General features: G+C 64.9%; 18 protein-coding genes and 1 pseudogene. 10 read left to right on the top strand and 9 right to left on the bottom strand.

What is annotated here, in order from left to right:
• Positions 1 to 762: 762 nt before the first annotated feature.
• From F3087_RS40035 to F3087_RS40020, 4 genes are all read left to right on the top strand, one after another.
• Positions 763 to 2,163 (top strand): M1 family metallopeptidase, encoded by a 1,401-nt coding sequence (locus tag F3087_RS40035; RefSeq protein WP_150407389.1) that lies wholly within the window; start codon positions 763 to 765, stop codon positions 2,161 to 2,163.
• Between the two features lie 90 nt (positions 2,164 to 2,253).
• Entirely contained in the window at positions 2,254 to 3,171 is a 918-nt protein-coding gene (locus F3087_RS40030; RefSeq protein WP_150407388.1) for a class I SAM-dependent methyltransferase, read from the top strand.
• Positions 3,172 to 3,517: 346 nt separating this feature from the next.
• The gene (locus F3087_RS40025; protein WP_223885710.1) at positions 3,518 to 4,417 is read left to right on the top strand and encodes a hypothetical protein; all 900 of its coding nucleotides are present in this window, start codon (positions 3,518 to 3,520) and stop codon (positions 4,415 to 4,417) included.
• Positions 4,418 to 4,521: 104 nt separating this feature from the next.
• Complete coding sequence (locus F3087_RS40020) at positions 4,522 to 5,736, top strand: M20 family metallopeptidase (protein ID WP_150407387.1); 1,215 nt, start codon at positions 4,522 to 4,524, stop codon at positions 5,734 to 5,736.
• A 54-nt stretch (positions 5,737 to 5,790) separates the two neighbouring features.
• On the opposite strand, the gene F3087_RS40015 is transcribed toward F3087_RS40020, so the two are convergent.
• Positions 5,791 to 6,393, bottom strand: a complete 603-nt coding sequence (locus tag F3087_RS40015) for a VOC family protein (protein WP_150407386.1) — start codon at positions 6,391 to 6,393, stop codon at positions 5,791 to 5,793.
• Positions 6,394 to 6,754: 361 nt separating this feature from the next.
• Complete coding sequence (locus F3087_RS40010; RefSeq protein ID WP_150407385.1) at positions 6,755 to 7,696, bottom strand: SDR family NAD(P)-dependent oxidoreductase; 942 nt, start codon at positions 7,694 to 7,696, stop codon at positions 6,755 to 6,757.
• 223 nt (positions 7,697 to 7,919) lie between these two features.
• Here F3087_RS40010 and F3087_RS40005 point away from each other — a divergent pair, with 223 nt between their 5' ends.
• Positions 7,920 to 8,213: a hypothetical protein gene (locus F3087_RS40005; RefSeq protein WP_150407384.1), complete on the top strand. Its 294-nt coding sequence runs from the start codon at positions 7,920 to 7,922 to the stop codon at positions 8,211 to 8,213.
• 49 nt (positions 8,214 to 8,262) lie between these two features.
• On the opposite strand, the gene F3087_RS40000 is transcribed toward F3087_RS40005, so the two are convergent.
• Positions 8,263 to 8,910, bottom strand: coding sequence for a response regulator (locus F3087_RS40000; protein WP_150407383.1), 648 nt, complete (start codon positions 8,908 to 8,910; stop codon positions 8,263 to 8,265).
• Positions 8,907 to 10,070, bottom strand: a complete 1,164-nt coding sequence (locus F3087_RS39995; RefSeq protein WP_223885709.1) for a sensor histidine kinase — start codon at positions 10,068 to 10,070, stop codon at positions 8,907 to 8,909. The genes F3087_RS40000 and F3087_RS39995 overlap by 4 nt, the downstream gene beginning before the upstream one ends.
• Positions 10,071 to 10,201: 131 nt before the next feature.
• Here F3087_RS39995 and F3087_RS39990 point away from each other — a divergent pair, with 131 nt between their 5' ends.
• The 5 genes from F3087_RS39990 to F3087_RS39970 all read left to right on the top strand — a co-directional run bounded on the left by F3087_RS39990 (position 10,202) and on the right by F3087_RS39970 (position 13,287).
• Entirely contained in the window at positions 10,202 to 10,930 is a 729-nt protein-coding gene (locus F3087_RS39990) for a class I SAM-dependent methyltransferase (RefSeq protein WP_150407382.1), read from the top strand.
• Positions 10,927 to 11,655 (top strand): DedA family protein, encoded by a 729-nt coding sequence (locus F3087_RS39985; protein WP_223885708.1) that lies wholly within the window; start codon positions 10,927 to 10,929, stop codon positions 11,653 to 11,655. Before F3087_RS39990 ends, F3087_RS39985 begins: the two co-directional genes overlap by 4 nt.
• A 111-nt stretch (positions 11,656 to 11,766) precedes the next feature.
• Positions 11,767 to 11,949 carry a TetR family transcriptional regulator gene (locus F3087_RS39980; RefSeq protein ID WP_191094373.1) on the top strand — a complete coding sequence of 61 codons (183 nt, stop codon included), beginning with the start codon at positions 11,767 to 11,769 and terminating at the stop codon, positions 11,947 to 11,949.
• A gap of 17 nt (positions 11,950 to 11,966) precedes the next feature.
• Entirely contained in the window at positions 11,967 to 12,482 is a 516-nt protein-coding gene (locus F3087_RS39975) for a thioesterase family protein (protein WP_150407379.1), read from the top strand.
• Positions 12,472 to 13,287, top strand: a complete 816-nt coding sequence (locus tag F3087_RS39970) for an SAM-dependent methyltransferase (protein ID WP_150407378.1) — start codon at positions 12,472 to 12,474, stop codon at positions 13,285 to 13,287. Before F3087_RS39975 ends, F3087_RS39970 begins: the two co-directional genes overlap by 11 nt.
• Before the next feature lie 60 nt (positions 13,288 to 13,347).
• Here F3087_RS39970 and F3087_RS39965 read toward each other — a convergent pair whose 3' ends face one another.
• The 5 genes and pseudogenes from F3087_RS39965 to F3087_RS39950 all read right to left on the bottom strand — a co-directional run bounded on the left by F3087_RS39965 (position 13,348) and on the right by F3087_RS39950 (position 16,532).
• Positions 13,348 to 13,806 (bottom strand): SRPBCC family protein, encoded by a 459-nt coding sequence (locus F3087_RS39965; protein ID WP_150407377.1) that lies wholly within the window; start codon positions 13,804 to 13,806, stop codon positions 13,348 to 13,350.
• Entirely contained in the window at positions 13,806 to 14,282 is a 477-nt protein-coding gene (locus F3087_RS46300) for an SRPBCC family protein (RefSeq protein ID WP_191094385.1), read from the bottom strand. Before F3087_RS46300 ends, F3087_RS39965 begins: the two co-directional genes overlap by 1 nt.
• A 3-nt stretch (positions 14,283 to 14,285) precedes the next feature.
• Positions 14,286 to 14,600: pseudogene (locus tag F3087_RS46295) on the bottom strand (ArsR/SmtB family transcription factor); the annotation flags it as partial.
• A 456-nt stretch (positions 14,601 to 15,056) separates the two neighbouring features.
• A complete protein-coding gene (locus tag F3087_RS39955; RefSeq protein ID WP_150407450.1) occupies positions 15,057 to 15,770 on the bottom strand; it encodes an isochorismatase family protein in 714 nt (237 codons plus the stop codon).
• A gap of 117 nt (positions 15,771 to 15,887) precedes the next feature.
• On the bottom strand, positions 15,888 to 16,532 hold the full coding sequence (locus F3087_RS39950) for a nucleotidyltransferase domain-containing protein (protein ID WP_223885706.1): 645 nt from the start codon (positions 16,530 to 16,532) through the stop codon (positions 15,888 to 15,890).
• Positions 16,533 to 17,248 lie beyond the last annotated feature (716 nt).

Genomic DNA, 17,248 nt, shown 5'->3' with positions numbered 1-17,248 from the left:
GTGGCATCGTCAGTTTGTCCGTCGGCTTCGCACGCGCGAAGATGGCCCCGAGTTAGGGTTCGCACGGGCACCCGGTCATGCCGTCCGCTTCGCACATGCGGAGATGGTCCGGTCTACTCGATCATCGACCGGTTTCGCTGCCCCTACCCCGCACACGCGGGGACGAGTCCGGCTCTGGGACCGGTCCCGCCCCACGATGAGAGGCTTCGTTCACGATTTCAGCGACCATCGGGCAAATCCGGCCGAAGGTCCAGGAGGACGGAGGAAGCCATGGCGGTATGGATACAGCTGCTTTGGTGCCTGACCGAAGTATTGGTGATAGCCGGCGTGGGCAGCGTGGTAGCTATGTGTCTGTGGCCTGCGACCAGCCGGAGCGGCCGCGCAGACCCGAAGTCGCGGCGACGCCCGCCCGCGATGGAGCTCCCTGAGCCAGGGGTAGACGACGGCGGCTGGAATATCTTCTCGCACAGCGCACCCACGCAGCAGTTGACGGTGTCGGAGGCACACTGGCAGATGCAACTGCATCTGGATTGCCACCCGGATTCCTGTCCGCGTAAAGCCGCGGCGTTGTCGACGCTCGTAGCGACGGGGCGAGTCCGTCCCGACCTGTCGCATCGGCTGTGACCGGTAGCACGGTCGCGCGGGAGGGGTCCCGTGCGGTCACTGCGAAACTCAGGGTCGCCGCCGTCACCGCCATTGCAGGCCGAAGGCGCGAATTGTGTTCGGGCGCGGTCGGGCGCCGAATCGAACTGAGGAGCGCGAGTGAAGGTGCACAGCTGGTCGCGCTGCGCAGTGGCGGCGGCCCTGTCTCTCTCGGTGGCCGGATGCGTTGCGCCACCTGCGGATCCGGCTGCCGGTACGCCCGGCCTCGGTGATCCGTACTACCCGATGGACGGAAACGGCGGATACGACGTCAGCCACTACGACGTCCAGATCAGTTATGACCCACCCACTCGGCGCCTTGCCGGTTCCACCCGGATCGAGGCCGTCTCGACGCAGGCGCTGCACATATTCGAACTCGATTACCGTGGCCCGGCCGTACAAAACGTACTGCTCGACGGCGAACCGGCAACCTTCTACCCCTCGGACCAACACGAGTTGGTGGTAATCCCGATGTCGCCGTTGCCGTCCGGGCGGTCGTTCACGATCACCGTCGACTACGCGGGCGAGCAATCCGACATGACGCACGCGGGCTGGACTCCGCTGCCCGATGGAGGTTCTTTCGTTGCCGGAGAACCACATTCGGCGACCACCTGGTTTCCGCTCAACGACACGGTTCTGAACAAGGCCACGTTCAGCCTGCAGGCGACCGTGCCCGCGGCCTGGCAGGTTGTGTCCAACGGCGTCAAGACCGGTGAGATCGTGAACGGAGATACCCGCACCGTCAATTGGGCGACCGGCCACCCGGTGGCGGGCTATCAGACCACGATCGCCATCGACCATTTCGACTATCTGGAGCAGCGCCGCGCCGACGGCACCCCACTGGTCAGCGTCTTCGCACCGGGGGCGGCGGATGCCAGGGATCTGGCGGCGCGACTGCCGGAGGTGCTGGACTTCCTCGAAAGTCTTTACGGGCCTTACCCGTTCGAGGCGGCGGGCGGCATCTATCTCGGGACCGACCTGCATTTTTCGCTGGAGACCCAGACCCGCCCTACCTACACATCACCACCTAGCTTACGCACCATCGTGCACGAGAACGCCCATCAGTGGTGGGGCAATTCGATGTCGATCACGCACTGGTCCGACATCTGTCTCAATGAATGCTTCGCCGGCTACACGGCGGACTACCTGTGGCCGGAACGCAAGGAGGGCAAGGACATCGACGCCGTATATCGCGAGACGATCGCGAAACACCTTGCCGATCCCGAGTTCTGGCGGATACCGCTGGCGGACCCTGGCGCGGGGCACGAATTCACCTCGGTCTACTCCCGCGGACCGCTGTTCTTGCACGCACTGCGCAGGCTGATCGGTGACGATGTCTACTTCGCCGCCGTGCGGGAGTTCGTGCAACATCATCTCGACGGCAACGCCTCGATGCCCGAACTCCGATCCTATCTGCGATCGAGGTCGAGCGTCGATCTGGGCCCCTTCTTCGCAGCGTGGCTCGACCGGACCACGCCCCCGTCGGACGAATACCTCTACCCTGGAAATCTGCACCGATAAGCTCGGCGGGTTCGAGGCACGGACAGGTCTCCGCGCGGGGCTTGCCAGCGGTGGCAAGTGAGCAATCGGACCGGCCAGTAGTCTGTGCCCGTGAATACCGATCGGTCAGATCGTGCTACCGGATTCGATTCCGCCCAGGAACCGCCGGCCGCGTCTTTCCGACATACCGATCATATGCAAGTGCAGCTGCACGCGACAGTCGACGGAATTCAACGACACGCACCGATGACCTGGCAGCTGTCGATGGATCGCGAACGTGAATTCTACGCGAGCTTTATCGGCGCCGGTAACGGCGACTTCGAGATACCGTTGATCCAATCGCTCGCGGCACGACGAGGAGCAGTCGACGGATTGCTGGTGTACTGCTCGGATATCTCCCCGACCGGTAGAGCAGAATTCCTCGCCCGGGCACGCACGGCCGGCGTCGGTACCGCCGTGCAGCAGTACGAAATCGTCTCGTTCGAAGACCCGGGGCATCGACCTCAACGCGCGGACCTGCTGATAGCCGCCGACGTCTGGCACCACATCGAACGCTGGCGAGACATTCCCGATATTTTCAACTCACTCGTAAAATTCCAACACTCGGTTCGGGACCGGGGCGCCGGGCTGATAACCCTCGCCTCGAAGCGTTGCGACAGATACCGGCTCGCCGCGCACCTCGCAGCCATCGGCCTGCGGACCGTGCCTGAACCGCCCGGCGAAGCCGTGGCCGAAGAATGCGCCCTCCTCGGTTTGCCGTACCGGACCGAACTTGTGGAAGCACACACAGACCTGTCTGCCTGCTTCGATGGCGAGAAATTCCAGCCCGATCAGGAAGGCAGACAGCTCCTCACCTTCCTGCTGGAAGTCGACTGGGACGAATTACCGGAATTCGCAAAGAACAGCGTCGAACGGAAGCTGCTGGGGATCACTACAGGTAACCGTGCTGCGACATTGATTCGCCGAGAACTCTACGTGTGGATATTTCCAGACGATCGCACCGCCATCGCAGCTGAGAGTTTGCGATGAATTCAGAATCGATCGAATCCATCCGCCGCCTACGGCAGCAAGAGCGAGCCTTGACACGCTTCTTCGTGCGCTGGCCGCCGGTTCGGCGAATGCCGGGCCGGCCTACTTCGCCTGACTCAACGGCAACGTGCGAGGTCCGCGCGGCACGCACCATACTTACGGGCGCTGTGCGGGGTCGTGCCAGGGCCGCCGGTGTAGGCCGCGCGGGTTGATCCTTATCAGCAGTGGGAAGTGCGCTAGATCGCCCGTGCAATTCTCGAGATACTTGAATTTCTGCGGTTGTGTGGCGATTCGCGTAGTTTGCCGATGCCCGCAATGCGCCCAGATGGTCGAAACGAGGTCAGCAATGAAGCATCGCAAGCCGAGCCTGGGGCGACAATTCTCGCGCACCTCGTTGCCATTGGCCGCGGCGGCGATCGTGGCCACCTTTCTCGCGACACCAGCGGATGCGGCGCCCGACGACGCACCCGTCAAGCCGCCGCCGACCGCCCCGACGCCGAGTCAGCCGGGAGTCACGACACCGGATCCCAACCGTCCCGGTGCCGACCAGCAGCATCCCGAGGCACTTCAGCCGGGAGTCATGACGCCGCGGGTAGCTCCCCTGCCCGTCCCGGGCCAGCCTCGGGCCGAGTACGCGCAGCCGCAAGCCAACGAGTCACAACCGAGTCCCCGGCCGCCCGGCGCGCCGAACCGGGATCGGCCGGGCGAGCAGAATCTACCCGCGCAGCAGAATGCCGATCCCGCGGTCCCGCAGCAGCAGGCCCGGCCGCGCTGGCAGTCGCCGCGAGTGGAGGCAGCGCCGCCCGCACCCACGGTCGAAATGACCGGTCCGCATGGCGAATTCAGCGCCGATATCGACGGCGGCACACTCCTGCCTGGCGTCGCCGCCAACACCCATCATTTCGGTAATGCGGCCGGCTACGTCGCCACCATCGGCTACCACACGCCGATGGGCGACGGCGAGGCCGGCGTCTCGGTCGAGGTCGCCGATCCCAGCGCGGTACGGATCACCGGATACACCGGCGGACCGGACGCCGAGCGGATGTCTACCCTGACGATCGACACCACGCCACTGAATCAACTACGCGACGCTGCCGAAAACTGGATCCGCCAACAGCCGGGCGGGGACGCCGCGCTCGACGCGGCCGCGCGACTGCTGACCGTGCCGTCCGGACAGTCCGCACCGCAGACGATCGAGGTCGCCGGCGCGACCATCCGGTACGGCGGCGCCCTCGAGACCGACTAGTCCAGAAATCCGCGGGCCACGCCTGGCGACCTGCGCTACACCGCCGGTCGTAAGGTGGACCAGCCGCAGGTGCTGCTGCTGGTCAGCACACGCCAGAAACTCGCATGGACGGAGACATCATCACCGAGGACGTGCTCGCCGCCGCCACCGAGGACTTCGATTCCGTCCTCGCCTTGACCCGCATGCTGATCGCCATCCCGAGCCGAGGTGGCGTCGACGCCTACGCACCGATCCTGAATGCCGTCTCCGATTGGCTGGGCGAGCGCGATCTTCCGGTCCTGCCGGTGCGTGACGACACCGGTGTGGCCGTGGGGCTGGCCTGCGAAATCCGCGGCTCGCGCCCGGGCCCGCGTTATGTTCTCGACGCCTGCCTGGACACCGCGGGATTCGCCGACCCCACGGCTTGGACACATCCGCCCACCGATCCCGTGGTCGAGGACGGGTGGCTCTACGGGCGAGGTTCGGCGGACTCCAAATCCGGCGCCGCGATCTTCTGCCATCTCGCCGTTCGCGCGCACCGAGTGCGTGACCAACTCGCCGGGCGGTTGGTCCTGCTGTTCGATGTCGACGAGCACACCGGTGGATTCGGCGGGGCACGAGCATATTTCACCCGGCCCGAGGTTGCCGGAGACGTCGCCGGAGTGCTGATCGGTTATCCCGGGCTGAGCGAAATCGTCGTCGGCGGCCGCGGTGTGCATCGCGTTCACCTGCACGTCTACGGCGTCACCTCGCACGCAGGCAGCCGGCGCAGCACACCCAATGCCATCGACAAAGCCACCGAGCTGATCACGTCGTTGCGCAGCGCTCCCCTGCCGGCCGCCGTAGATCGCTCCTTCCCGCTCTCGCCCAAGATCACCGTCACGGCCATCCACGGCGGCGAGGCGTTCTCCCTCACACCCGGGCTCTGCACCATCAACGTCGACATCCGAACCACCCCCGAATTCACCGACAAGGACGCGGGCGAACTACTCACCCGCGTCGTCACCGACATCGACAACGCTTGGCCCACAACCCAACCCACCGTCATCGACCAACTGCCCGCCTGGCCGCCGTTCCGGCTCCCCGACGACGCACCACTGGCCGTCGCACTGTTCGACGCCGCGAAATCCCTCGGCCACACCGTCACCCCCGAAGTCAAAGGTCCGAGCAACATCGGCAACTACCTCGCCGGACTCGGCGGCATCCCCACCATCGCCGGATTCGGCGTCGACCACCACGGTCTCCACGCGATCGATGAACGCATACGTATCGACACCATCCCGATCGTGCACGCCGTCTACCACGCGGCGATCCGCACACTATTGGGCGCCCCGAACTGACCCGTACCGCTGCGCAGGTAGCGACGAATCGGTCTTTCGGCCGCACTGCGGTGTCTACGGTTTCCCGGCCGCCCGTTCGATCACGGCGAGCATGTCTGCCGCGCGGGTGAGTTCGTCGGGACTCGCGGTGGCCCGAAAGCGACGGAGCCCGGTCTCGATGATCTTCTTCGCCGCACTGTCGTCGTTCTTGAAGTCTGTGAAAATCCGGGCATTGTCGAGCACCTTCGACAAGCCTCCGAGCTTCTTGGAACCGCCGTATTCAGGGTCGGGCTCCTCGTTCTGGATGTAGAGCACACCGTTTCCGACCGGGTCGACGACGGTGAACCGTGTCTGGCCGGGCTTGAACCGGGTGATACGCGGAAACCCGTTCGCGGGCACTCTCCCGCAGTGAGCCTTGATTGCCTTTTTGAATTCGGCATGCAACGCAGCAACGTCATCGACCATCACGAGACAACCCACGTAGGCGTCCTCGGCGTTCTTGCCATCCTCGAGCTTCGGTGTAGGCCCGAAATTCAGTTCGTACCCGTCCCGCTCCACCGAAGCATAGGTATACGGCTTATGCATCTCATAGGTCACGACATAGCCGAGGGCGATATAGAAATCGAGGGTCTCCCGCAGATTTCCCGACCACATCACTGGAATTGCGCGCATTGCCATGAGCGGAGCCGCCTTGTCAGGTCGAACGATTGGGTCGCCGACCAGCCTAGACAACGAATCTGCTCATATGCCTATGGAAATTTCGGCTACGCTACCGTGGGCATGGCGCAGGAAAGCCGTCATCGTCGTGCACCCCGCCACGCTCGACGAAAAGGGGCCCACCGGCGGATTCTTCAACGAACGTGTGGCGGTGGCTGATCGCCAGTCAACGGCACCGCATCGGCAATGCTCGCCGACCGCCACACCGCACTGCACATCACCCCCCCCGCGATGAGCGACTTCCGGGTCGGCATCAACGACGCGATCCGGCCCTACCCGGTGCTCAATACTCATGAACTGATCACCGCGACCACAAACGCGCTCATGTGGGTTTCCGTTTTTCATCGAGGAGTTCGATGCTGGTGTTCCACAGATCTTTGGCGATGTCCGGATCGTAGGAGTCTTTCGACGACCGGATCTCGCGTCTGCCGGAGAAGTATCGCCCGGTCGTCGCGGCAAGCTCGGGGTCGAGCGCGAGGCGTGCCAGTGCTGCCGCGGATCGGCGCGGGGTGTGGATGTTGAGTCCTGGAACGATCGTCAACGCGGGCAGTAGGTATCGCCAGGCCAAGCTTGCGATTCCGGGATAGTCCCGGCCGAGTCCGGTGCCCGGCATGAGGCCGGGATCGAAGGCGTTGACGGTTACCGCCGGAGGTGAGGTCTTGTCGTCGAGTCGCCGGGCGAGCTCGTATGTTGTCAGGACGTTGCAGAGCTTGGAGGTGGTGTAACGTCGGCGCCCGATCGGGCCGGGGCCGAGTGTTCCGGCGGCACCATAGCTGTCGGGGTAGGCGAGGGCGCGCGCGTTGATGTAGACCGGCGCGGGCATGCCGGTGGGTTTGGCCGGGTCGTGAGTATCGCTGGAGACGAAGATGATTCGGCCTGGCACGGCGAGATCGGGCAGGAGTAGCTGGACCAGCAGGAAATGGGCGAGGTGGTTGACGCCGAAGGTCTGCTCGATGCCGTCCTCGGTGAGCATGGTTCCGGAGACGATCTGGGTGCCGGCATTGCAGATGATGGCGTGCAGCGGCGGCAGCCCGAATGTGGTGAACGCGTCGGCGAATCGGCGGACGTCATCGAGGGAACCCAGATTCAGCGGTTTGCCGGTGGCCCGGTCACCGAGTCGCCGCCGAATGGCCTCGACCGCGCTGGGACTGCGGCCCGTGAGGACGACATGCCAGCCTTGGCCGGCGTCGAGGATAGCTTCGGCGGTCCGGTAGCCGAGGCTGCCCGTGCCACCGGTGATCAATACGGTGCGATGGTCGTTCACGCGAGTCGTCCTTCCCGCGTCGGTGCCAACGCCCCTTCGGCGTATCGGCCGGGTATTCCCGCGAATGCGGTCATCACTTCTCCTGTGTCGGGAATTCGTTCGATCGCCACGCACGATCGACGGCAGCGGGTGTGAGCGCGAGGTGGGACCGGTCCCACAAGGCACCTGGAACCATGTCGCCGCATTGATTGGTTCTGATCTGATCTGATCTGAAGGAGTTCACGTGGAACGTAAAGCGCGTTTTGTAGCACGTTTGGCCGGATTGATCATTATTGGCAGCGTCGCGATGGCGGTTGCCGGCGGAACAGCCTCGGCCGCTGGAGTGAATCTGCTGATCGACACCAACGGCGACGCGATCGCCGATACGTCGGTGGCGGTCGGGGCCGGCCTCGGACTGCTGCCGACGGTGACCTGCGCGGTGGTCGACCCGCTGCTGCCCGCATCGACTTCGGTCGTCGCACATGCGCTCGGCATCGCCGATCTGGATGTCGAAGGCGTCGTCATCGGGTGTGAATAACCGCATTCTGACCGCAGGCCCGGCGCTTCGGCGCCGGGCCTGCGGTCGTCTACAGATTCCCCGCATCACGGGCGAGCAGTGCGGCTTGGACCCGATTGGTGACGTCGAGCGCGGTGAGGATCCGGCTGACGTGTGCTTTGACCGTGCTCTCGCGCATACCGAGCGCGCCCGCGATGTCGGCGTTCGTCGCGCCCTCGGCGAGCAGGCGCAGAACGTCCCGCTCGCGAGCCGTAAGACCATCGATAAGTGCTCGCGCGGTGGTGGTTTCGCGGTGGGCCGTGTGGTGGTACCGATCGATGAGCTTGCGCGCGGCGACGGGATGGAGCATGGCCGAGCCCGCCGCGACCAGATGGACGGCGCGCAGGATCTCGGCGGGGTCGGTGTCTTTGAGCAGGAACCCGTCGGCGCCGGCGGCGAGCGCGTTGTAGACGTATTCGTCCAGGTCGAAGGTGGTCAAGGTGATCACCTTCGGCGGATACGGCAGGGCTCGGAGGCGCGCGGTAGCCGTGATGCCGTCCATCCGGGGCATGCGCACGTCGACCAGCGCGACGTCGATGCGGTGCGCTTGCGCCACCTCGATAGCCTGCAGCCCATCTGCGGCCTGCGCGACGACATCGATGCCGGCATCGCCGTCGAGCAGGTCGGCCAGCCCGAGCCGGACCAGCGCGTCGTCGTCGACGATCAGCACGCGAATCATGGTGTGGCGCCTTCCGGTTCGGTCCGGCGACGATCTTCGGTGCCGGGATGCGGGATCCGAGCGACGACGGCCCAGGCCCCGGCGCCGGACGGCCCTGCGTCCAAGTGCCCGCCGAGGGCTTCGATCCGTTCGCTGAGGCCGATGAGACCGAAGCCGGACGTCACTGAATTGCTGACCTGCGCGGCGGCGGTATTGCTGATTTCCACCAGGGTGGCCGGCGGGCCGTAACTGACGAGAACCCGCACCGCCGCGTCCGGGGCGTGCTTTCGAGTATTGGTCAGCGCCTCCTGGACGACGCGGACGACCGCGAGCCGGTGCGCGGTCGGCGCGTCCGTAGGGTGGCCCTCGCTGGTCAGCTCGATCTGCTGGCCGGCGGCCCGCGCCTGCTCGATCAGTTCGTCGACCTCCCGGAGAACTGGAACCGGTGGCGCTCCCGGCACGGAGTCGTCGGAATCGCGCAGGGCGCCGAGGACATCACGGAGATCGGCGAGGGCGTCGGTGGCAGCCGTGCGCAGGAGGGAAATGCGTTCGGACACTACGTCGGGCACCGGCTCTCTGTGCTTGCTCAGCACGCCGGTATGCAGCGCGATCAGGCTCAGCCGGTGGGCGAGTACGTCGTGCATTTCGGTGGCGATGGCCGCCCGCTCGGCCAGCCGGGCCGCCTGCTCGCGCAGCGCCCGCTCGCTGTGCAGGTACTCCACTCGCGCGGCGAGGGCGTCTACCAGGCGACGCCGGCTGCCCACCCACAAGCCGAGAACCACCGCCAGCATCAAGAAGATTATCGGCCCATAGGGCTGTGGATCCCGAAGGCTTATCTCGGGGTGAGACAGCGAGTTGCCGGCCAAGGCGAGCGTGACACAACCGACCGACGCCCAAAGCCGACCGCGAGCGGCGAGAAAGAACAAGGCCAACAGCAGCGGCGGGAGCATCGGCCAGCCCAAGACACCAGCAGCCAGAGTCGACAGTATGGGCGCGGGGGTGGGATACCGAGGCTCCATGATCAAAGCGATGCCGCACAACACGACAGCCGCGCTGTAGACGTTGATGTAGTCGCCACCGGACAACATCGAGCCGTTCAACGCCGCCACGAAACTCGCCGACAAGACAAGCACCATCCGGCCGAGGGCTACGGCACGCGGTGGCACTTCGCTCCAATGCACGCTCCGATCGTAGGCACCGATCGGCAGCTCGCATGCCGACGATCGGGCGTGTCCACCCCCTACTTTCGTCGGTGATCAGGGCCGCACAACGGCGGATTTCCAGCGCGCTCGCCGACAATAGCGTCCGAAGAATGAACGAATCGATCTCCACCGACGACCGTATCCCCGTGCGGCGCAATACCGATGGCCGGACATTCCTCATCGAGGCATTCACCAATTTCCGGACGACCGGCGCCATCGCGCCCAGTAGCCGCCGGCTGGCCGCACGTCTCGCCGCTCCGCTGCACGATCAGGCCGGGCAGCCGCTCGCCGTCCTGGAGGTCGGCGCCGGCACCGGCTCGGTCACCCGGGCGCTCATCCCGTTGCTCTGCGCCGGCAGCCGCCTCGACATCGTGGAGGTCAACCCGCGTTTCGCCGCGCACCTGCGGCGCCTCGTGCACACCCATCCGCATCCAGCGGCGGCCACCAACCGGGTGTGTGTCCATCAAACGCTCGTCGAGCAGTTCGAGACCGGGCATCGATACGACAGCATCGTCTCCGGGCTGCCCTTCACCAACTTCACCGCGGACCAAGTCCGAAAGATCATGGACCGCTACCTCGAGCTGCTGCATCCCGGTGGGACGCTGACCTATTTCAGCTATCTCGCTACCGGCCACGCGCGTCGGCTGCTGGCCTCCCGCGCCGAGGCGGTCCGGCATCGAGCCGTCGAAGCGGTATTGGCCGACTATCGACGCCGCTATGCCACCGGCAGCTCGACGGTATGGGGCAATGTCCCGCCCGCGCGGGTGTGGCAGTTGCAAGCGCCGCTGCCGTCCGATGTACCGAACTCCGTCCGGATCGAGCCCGGAGCACACCGGTGAGTTCGTTCGCGCATCATCTGACCCAGCTGCCCGCACCGGGCGCCTATGGGCTCGTCGCCGTGGCGATCTTGGCCGAATCCGTCCTGCTGCTCGGTCCGATCGTGCCCACCCTGACGATAATGCTGACCGCCGGCACCCTGGCCCGCACGGGCCAGCTCGACCTCCCGATCGTCATCTCGGTCGCCGTGGGCGCCGTGCTGATCGGGGACGCGCTCGGCCACCGGACCGGGCTGCTTCTCGGCAGCCGGCTGCGCATCGGCCGGCTCGGCCGCCGTATCCCGGCCGCCGCTTGGCAACGTGCCACGGACCTGATGAATCGCAGAGGCGGCCAGGCGGTATTCGTCTGCCGTTTCCTGCCTGTGCTGCGTACTGTCGCCCCGCACCTCGCCGGAGCCACCGGCCTGCCCTACCGGCGCATCGCGCCGTTCAGCGCTGCCGCCGCACTTCCCTGGGCGGGCGCCGAGGCCGGTATCGGATACTCGGCCGCCGCCGTCTTCGGGCACCTCGCCGACATCGATACCAGGACAGCTATCGCCACAGCGGTGGCGGTGATCCTCATCGTCGTAATAGTGATCGCGGCACTGCTGCGCATTCGACATTCCAGCCCGGTCGAGCCCGTGGAGCCCCGCCGAGCGGCGGGGAAAGCCGGCGGATTATCGGCCGTGGGACCGGTCCCAACCGCGCGGTGTGATGCTGCCCAGACCGACCGGTCGCTAAGACGTTGATATCGCCTCCCAGAACGGCCGCACGATATCAGCGGAAAGCCATTTAGCGCACTCGTTCATCCGTGAATATGCTAAACCCGCAGCTTGTCTGCATTTCGGAAAGGCATGCTCGTGCGTGAGTACATTTTAGAGACGGCAGTTTATCTCCTGGGCAAGGATCCACATACCGGCATCGACGAAGTTGCCGCAGTAGCAGGAATCGGGACAGCCCAGTTCTATCAATACTTCGAAAGCATGGACGAGCTACGTGCGGCGGTCGCCGCCGAGGCGCGATCCAAATCTATTCACCATTGAGTTCGAGGCGGCCATCGATGCTCAGCCCAACTCTCTTCGTCCGTTCATTGCGGCGCAGCCGGCGGATCGGCGTGCGCCGGCGTCGGCCGACGATCGCACGCCGCGGCACCTGGCGCGTCTATCGATATCACACCGTGCCCGACGACTCCGTGCACAGCGCGGGACCAGGGCCGATATGGACCGACAAGCCGCCGGTCGTCGCGTCGTTCGCAGTTATCCGGCGATGCGAAGAACTATGCATGGCGGCGCTACACGAGGCGATTCCGGAGGGTCATTGCGCACTGGGTATCCACCAGCGCCTGAATCATATCGGCCCCATCGCGGTAGGCGCCGAAATAGAGATCAGCGCCCGCTGTACAGCAGCCCGCGGTACATACAGCAGTTGGTCGGTCATCGTCCGCGACGCGCACGAGGTCGTCGGTGAGGGGCGAATGGACTTCGTCGTCGTCTACCGGCCGCATTTCGAAGCGCATCGTCTTGCCCACAAAACGGTTATCGTGACCGCTGAATTCGAGGAAAATAGTGCGCACTGAATCCGGACCATGGGATATCGGGAGAACCGCGCTGCTGGTCGCGCTGGAACGTGCGATGGCGGCAGCTCAGGTCGAATCCCTCGCCTGCGATGAATATTCCGGCTGGTTTCTGGCGGCGGCCGGCGCTCCAGAAATCAGCCGGCTCACCGAATGCCCGGAACTACTCTCCGAGAGCATGCTGACCTCCGTTGTCGCGGGATTCCGGACCAAGTTCTTGGACGATTTTTCGTTGTCGGCCTCGGCCGACGGAATACAGCAGGTCGTTCTGCTGGCCGCAGGGTTCGACGCTCGCGCGTATCGGCTGGATTGGGCGCCGGGCTCGGTGGTGTACGAGATCGACGTGGCCTCGACCCAGCAATTCAAGCGACAGGTCCTCACCGAGCACAACGCGATACCGCGAGCACTGCGGTGGGAGGTTACGGCCGATCCGCTCGATGACTGGACGAGCCCTTTGCTGGCCGCGGCATTCGATCCGGCGGCACCGACGGCCTGGTTGACCGAGGGGCTGCTCACGCACCTGCCGACGACATTGCAGAGTTCGCTGTTCGAGCAGGTGGACATGCTGTCGGCGGCAGGCAGCCGATTCGCGGCGGACATCTCGGACAGTCCCGACGCCAGCTACTACCCCGACCATCGGTTGACCCGGCGAAGCACTGCCGCGACCTGGTTCGCGTCGCACGGATGGACGGCCACCGGCAACACACTGCAGGATCTCGCGACTCGCTTCGATCGAGTGCTCCCGGCCTTTCCGGAAGCACTGAGACCGATGTTCGACAACCTGAAGTATCTGGCTACCGAAAAATGAACGGCGGCGGTGACCGATCCACGGGCCGGCCGGCCACGTCCGACGGTGCCGCGCTCGACCTCATTTCCGTTGCGCGGGTTGGTTTTCCAGTTGTCGCCGCAAGGCGGCGAGGTTCGCGGGCATCTCCTTACGGGACTGTGGACGTACCACCAACGGGACCAGCAGTTTGCCGATACCGTGCCCGACGAAGTCGAGCCGGATCGTGACGCGCGATCGGGCGCCGTCGTCGAGTGGGTCGACGGTGACGTCGACGATCGAGCGGATCGGTCCGTCGATACCGCGGACACCCCAGGTCCGAGGCGGGTCGATGTAGGCGAGCTCGGCGGTCACCGGGCGTTCGGCGAAGCCGATGCGACGGGTGGTCAAACATTTCTGCCCGACCCGCGGTACGCCGCCACCGTCCATCCGCCCGGAGACCACACCCTGCTGCCATTCCCCGAACCGGGACGGATCGGTGACATAAGCGAACACCTGCTCGACCGGCCGGTCGACCTCATCGCTGACCTCGATCGGCGCCATCAGGCCTCCTTGTCCACAACATCGAGATAACGCTGCAAATAGGTCGCCCAACCGCTTTCGACCCCGGACCGCACGGCCGCCATGTCGTCACCGTGGCGGTCGAGGTTGCGGTGTTCGAGGTCGACGCGGGTGCGGTCCGGGCCTTCGGCGGTGAACGTGACCTCCACCTCGCTGGTCTTGTCCGGATCGGTCTCGACCTCCCAGCGGCCGGTGATATCCCAGCTGAACACCACACGGTTCGGCGGGTCGTAGGCGAGCACCCGGGCCCAGCGACACTCGCTGCCGTCCTCGCCGCGGTCGTAGATGTGCCCGCCGACGCGCGGCTCGAACACCGTCTCGGCGATCGGGGAGGAGAGCAGGTTGTGCTCGCGCGGCTTGATCGCGTCGAACCGTTCGACGAACACCGCGAACGCGCGCTCCAACGGCGCGTTGACCACGACCTGCTGCTGCACCGGTTCGGCTTGAGTCTGTGTCATGACTTCTCCTGAATGTTGTTCGACCACTTGTTGATACGTTGCTAGGGCGCGTCCCCAGAATCGATCGAGCTGAGCGCGCAACGCGCCCATCCCGTCCGGATTCAAGTGATAGATCCGACGGGTGCCGACGGCCTGATCCAGAACCAGCCCCGCGTCCTTGAGCACCTTCAGATGCTGTGAAACCGCGGGTCGGCTGATCGGCAACTCGCGTGCGAGCTCACCGACCGCCTGCGGTTTCTCCGCCAGGCGCTCCAAGATCGTGCGCCGCATCCGATCGGCGAGCGCACCCCATTCATCTCCTGCTCGGTAAGTATCTACGAACCGTAAGTCAACGCTTACCGGAAGAGATTGTCAACCCTCGTCGCCGCGTTCGTTCACTGCGAACCGGAGAACTTCAAGATTCGATCGATGTGCTCGATTACCGCAGGAAGCCGCCCGAGATCTGGAAGCATCTGTGTGGCAACGATTTCCGTGACTACGTTCGCATAGAGTTCGGTCGCTGCAGGCACAGCGCGGGTCAGGTCCGCGCGGGTGTGGTGGGCAAAGAGCTCGGGCAGCCGGTCCCGGTAAGCGGGTTCGAGCCATTCGTCTATCTGTTGGCCGTTGTGCCACGTGTCGACCGGGCGAGCGCGCGACAGCCAGGTATGCCATTGAGCCGGCCACAGATCACCGCATGCGATGCAGACCGGGACCCGGCTGACCTCGAACCAGAATTCCCGCCGGTTTGGGACGCCGCGAATATGCGCGAACTCCTGTTCCGACCCCTCGGGGCGGCTAGTGCGCCAGGGAGGCGATGACTGAGTCGGTGTTCAGTACGCGAGCTACTCGGGTCGACACCCAGTCCAGGGCGCGCTGATGTCCCTGCTCCGTCTGATCGGCGAGCGCGTCGCTGATCAGGAATGGCTGGATGTCGTTCTGAAACGCGTCGGTGGCGGTGAGCATGACGCCGGTGTTCGCGTAGACACCGCACAGGATCAGCTGGTCACGGCCCTGATCACGGAGGAGTTGGAGCAGTTCCGAGCCGAAGAACTCGCTGTATTTGTGCTTGAGCAGTCTGGTGTCTCCGGCGATCGGCTCGAGCGGCGGGACGATCGCCCGTTCGCTGTCGTCGTCGGGCATACCCGAGCCGCTGAAATCGGCCACCAGTCCGCGCTGTTGCGGGCTCATACCGCCGGGTTGCGCCGAATAGAACACCGGTATTCGCGCCGAACGCGCGCAGTCGAGCAGCCTCGAGGTATTGCCGATGAGCGATGTCCGCGGCTCATCGGTGTTGAATATCTTCACGAAGTAGTGCTGCATGTCGTGGACCAGCAGTGCGGCACGATTTCGATCCGGCGTCCAGTTCACCTTCTGCGGTGGGATCGTCACATTCGCCATCGGGTAGCCGACCGAACCGACCGGCAGCACGTCCGCACGCGCGACCGGCGCGCCCAGGTCAGCCGCCGCGGCCACCAGCAATCCGGCGACGCCCAAGGCGCCCAGCTTCATCACGTCACGCCGAGAACTGTCCTCCATCGAAAGCCTCCATCGCCAGTCGGGAACGCGAAGATCATCGCGAACCCAAGATATGCCGCGCCGTCCCGACCTCCCATGACCAGGAAGGATCTAGCCGGCGAGTCTTTCGAGCCATGGGTGGCCGGGATGCACACGCGACAGCCATTCGAAGAGCCGAGCGCGTTGTGATCCGTCCAGCACGGGTAGCACCCGCTGGAAGTCGGCTTCATCCTTCGCACGCGTCGCCTTGCCCTTGAACAGCAGCGCAACCTCCGGAATCGAGTAGGGTATGCCGTCCGCGGTATGCAGAATCAGTTCTTCGTAGGGCAGGGTGATCGACGAGTCGCGACGGCACACCCAACGATTCCGGACGTGCGGTTCGCGAAAAACGTCGACCCGATAACGCCCGGTCGCGGGCTCCCGTAGCCACGTCTGAAAATGATTCTCCGCCTCGGCCGGAAACGACCAGACGCGGCCGTCACCGGCAACGTCCCACTCGAAGTCCGGGAAAACGCCGACGATCTCGTCGAATCCGTTTCGCGGAACGGCGATTTCGAGATCGTCGTGCGCCCGCGCGGAGCCTCCGGTGAACAGGTCCAGCGCCCACCCGGCCGCGACATACCACGGGCTCCGGACACTCGACATTCGTTCCGCGACTTCGGCCGGAGTCCATGGCGCCCACAGCCGGGCGCATTCCTCGCCCGAAAGCAGACGCCCGACGGCCTTGGGCGAACCCTCCCCCGGCACCGCCGTCACCGAACTCGCCGTTGGGCGATCGGCCGGGCTGCAGCGGCGATGCCCGTGCACAGCTCGATCATGTCCGGTCGGTTTCCTTCCCGTTGATGTCGCGTCGCGATAATTGGAGCACAAGAGCCGGAACCTGTCGTTGTGCGCCCTGATCAATACCTTCACCGTCGAACATCGATAGTCCGAGAACACCGACGCGACAAACCACTTCGTAGCGCCGGTTGCGCGTTGCACGTGAAGCACTGCGAGGCAAGCCTTTTGGTGGTGCTCGGCCACAGATTCGGTCAGCAGCTCCACGTAGGTCACCACCGGAGACAAGCGTTCGACCCCGCTGTCGCACCCCGATGCCGACCTCGAATCAATTGTGCCCGAATATAATTCGACGCTTTCGCCCAGATCAGACGATCGAGCAACACACACGCGCGTCGATCATTCACTACGCGAAGCAGCTAATCGGTTGGACCGCAACAGTATTGCCGCCACTGGGAACAATCAGGATTGGCGGTAGCGTAATTTATCCAGCGCAATCGGGGCCCGGTCTACCGCCGCCTGGGGCCGTGTCTCAGTAGCTCCCACCACCGGCGCGTTGCCCGATGCCCTGATCCGGTAGGGCAAGAGCCCCAGACATCTCGACGAGATCAATGAGGAGTTCTCCAGTGGCGTTCAGCACAGCCGACGAGGTCATCAAATATCTTGCCGATGAAGAGGTCGAATATGTCGACATC

The sequence above is a fragment of the Nocardia colli genome (genome assembly GCF_008704205.1).
GTDB classification, from domain to species: domain Bacteria; phylum Actinomycetota; class Actinomycetes; order Mycobacteriales; family Mycobacteriaceae; genus Nocardia; species Nocardia colli.
This window is presented reverse-complemented; position numbering and strand designations above follow the sequence as displayed.

Coding starts and splice junctions, on each gene's coding strand:
- F3087_RS40015 (WP_150407386.1), bottom strand. CDS start 6,393: ATGGCAATGCGCGCAATTCCAGTGATGTGGTCGGGAAATCTGCGGGAG.
- F3087_RS39975 (WP_150407379.1), top strand. CDS start 11,967: ATGCTCAGCCCAACTCTCTTCGTCCGTTCATTGCGGCGCAGCCGGCGG.
- F3087_RS39965 (WP_150407377.1), bottom strand. CDS start 13,806: ATGGCGCCGATCGAGGTCAGCGATGAGGTCGACCGGCCGGTCGAGCAG.
- F3087_RS40000 (WP_150407383.1), bottom strand. CDS start 8,910: ATGATTCGCGTGCTGATCGTCGACGACGACGCGCTGGTCCGGCTCGGG.
- F3087_RS40020 (WP_150407387.1), top strand. CDS start 4,522: ATGGACGGAGACATCATCACCGAGGACGTGCTCGCCGCCGCCACCGAG.
- F3087_RS39955 (WP_150407450.1), bottom strand. CDS start 15,770: ATGAAGCTGGGCGCCTTGGGCGTCGCCGGATTGCTGGTGGCCGCGGCG.
- F3087_RS46300 (WP_191094385.1), bottom strand. CDS start 14,282: ATGACACAGACTCAAGCCGAACCGGTGCAGCAGCAGGTCGTGGTCAAC.
- F3087_RS40025 (WP_223885710.1), top strand. CDS start 3,518: ATGAAGCATCGCAAGCCGAGCCTGGGGCGACAATTCTCGCGCACCTCG.
- F3087_RS39990 (WP_150407382.1), top strand. CDS start 10,202: ATGAACGAATCGATCTCCACCGACGACCGTATCCCCGTGCGGCGCAAT.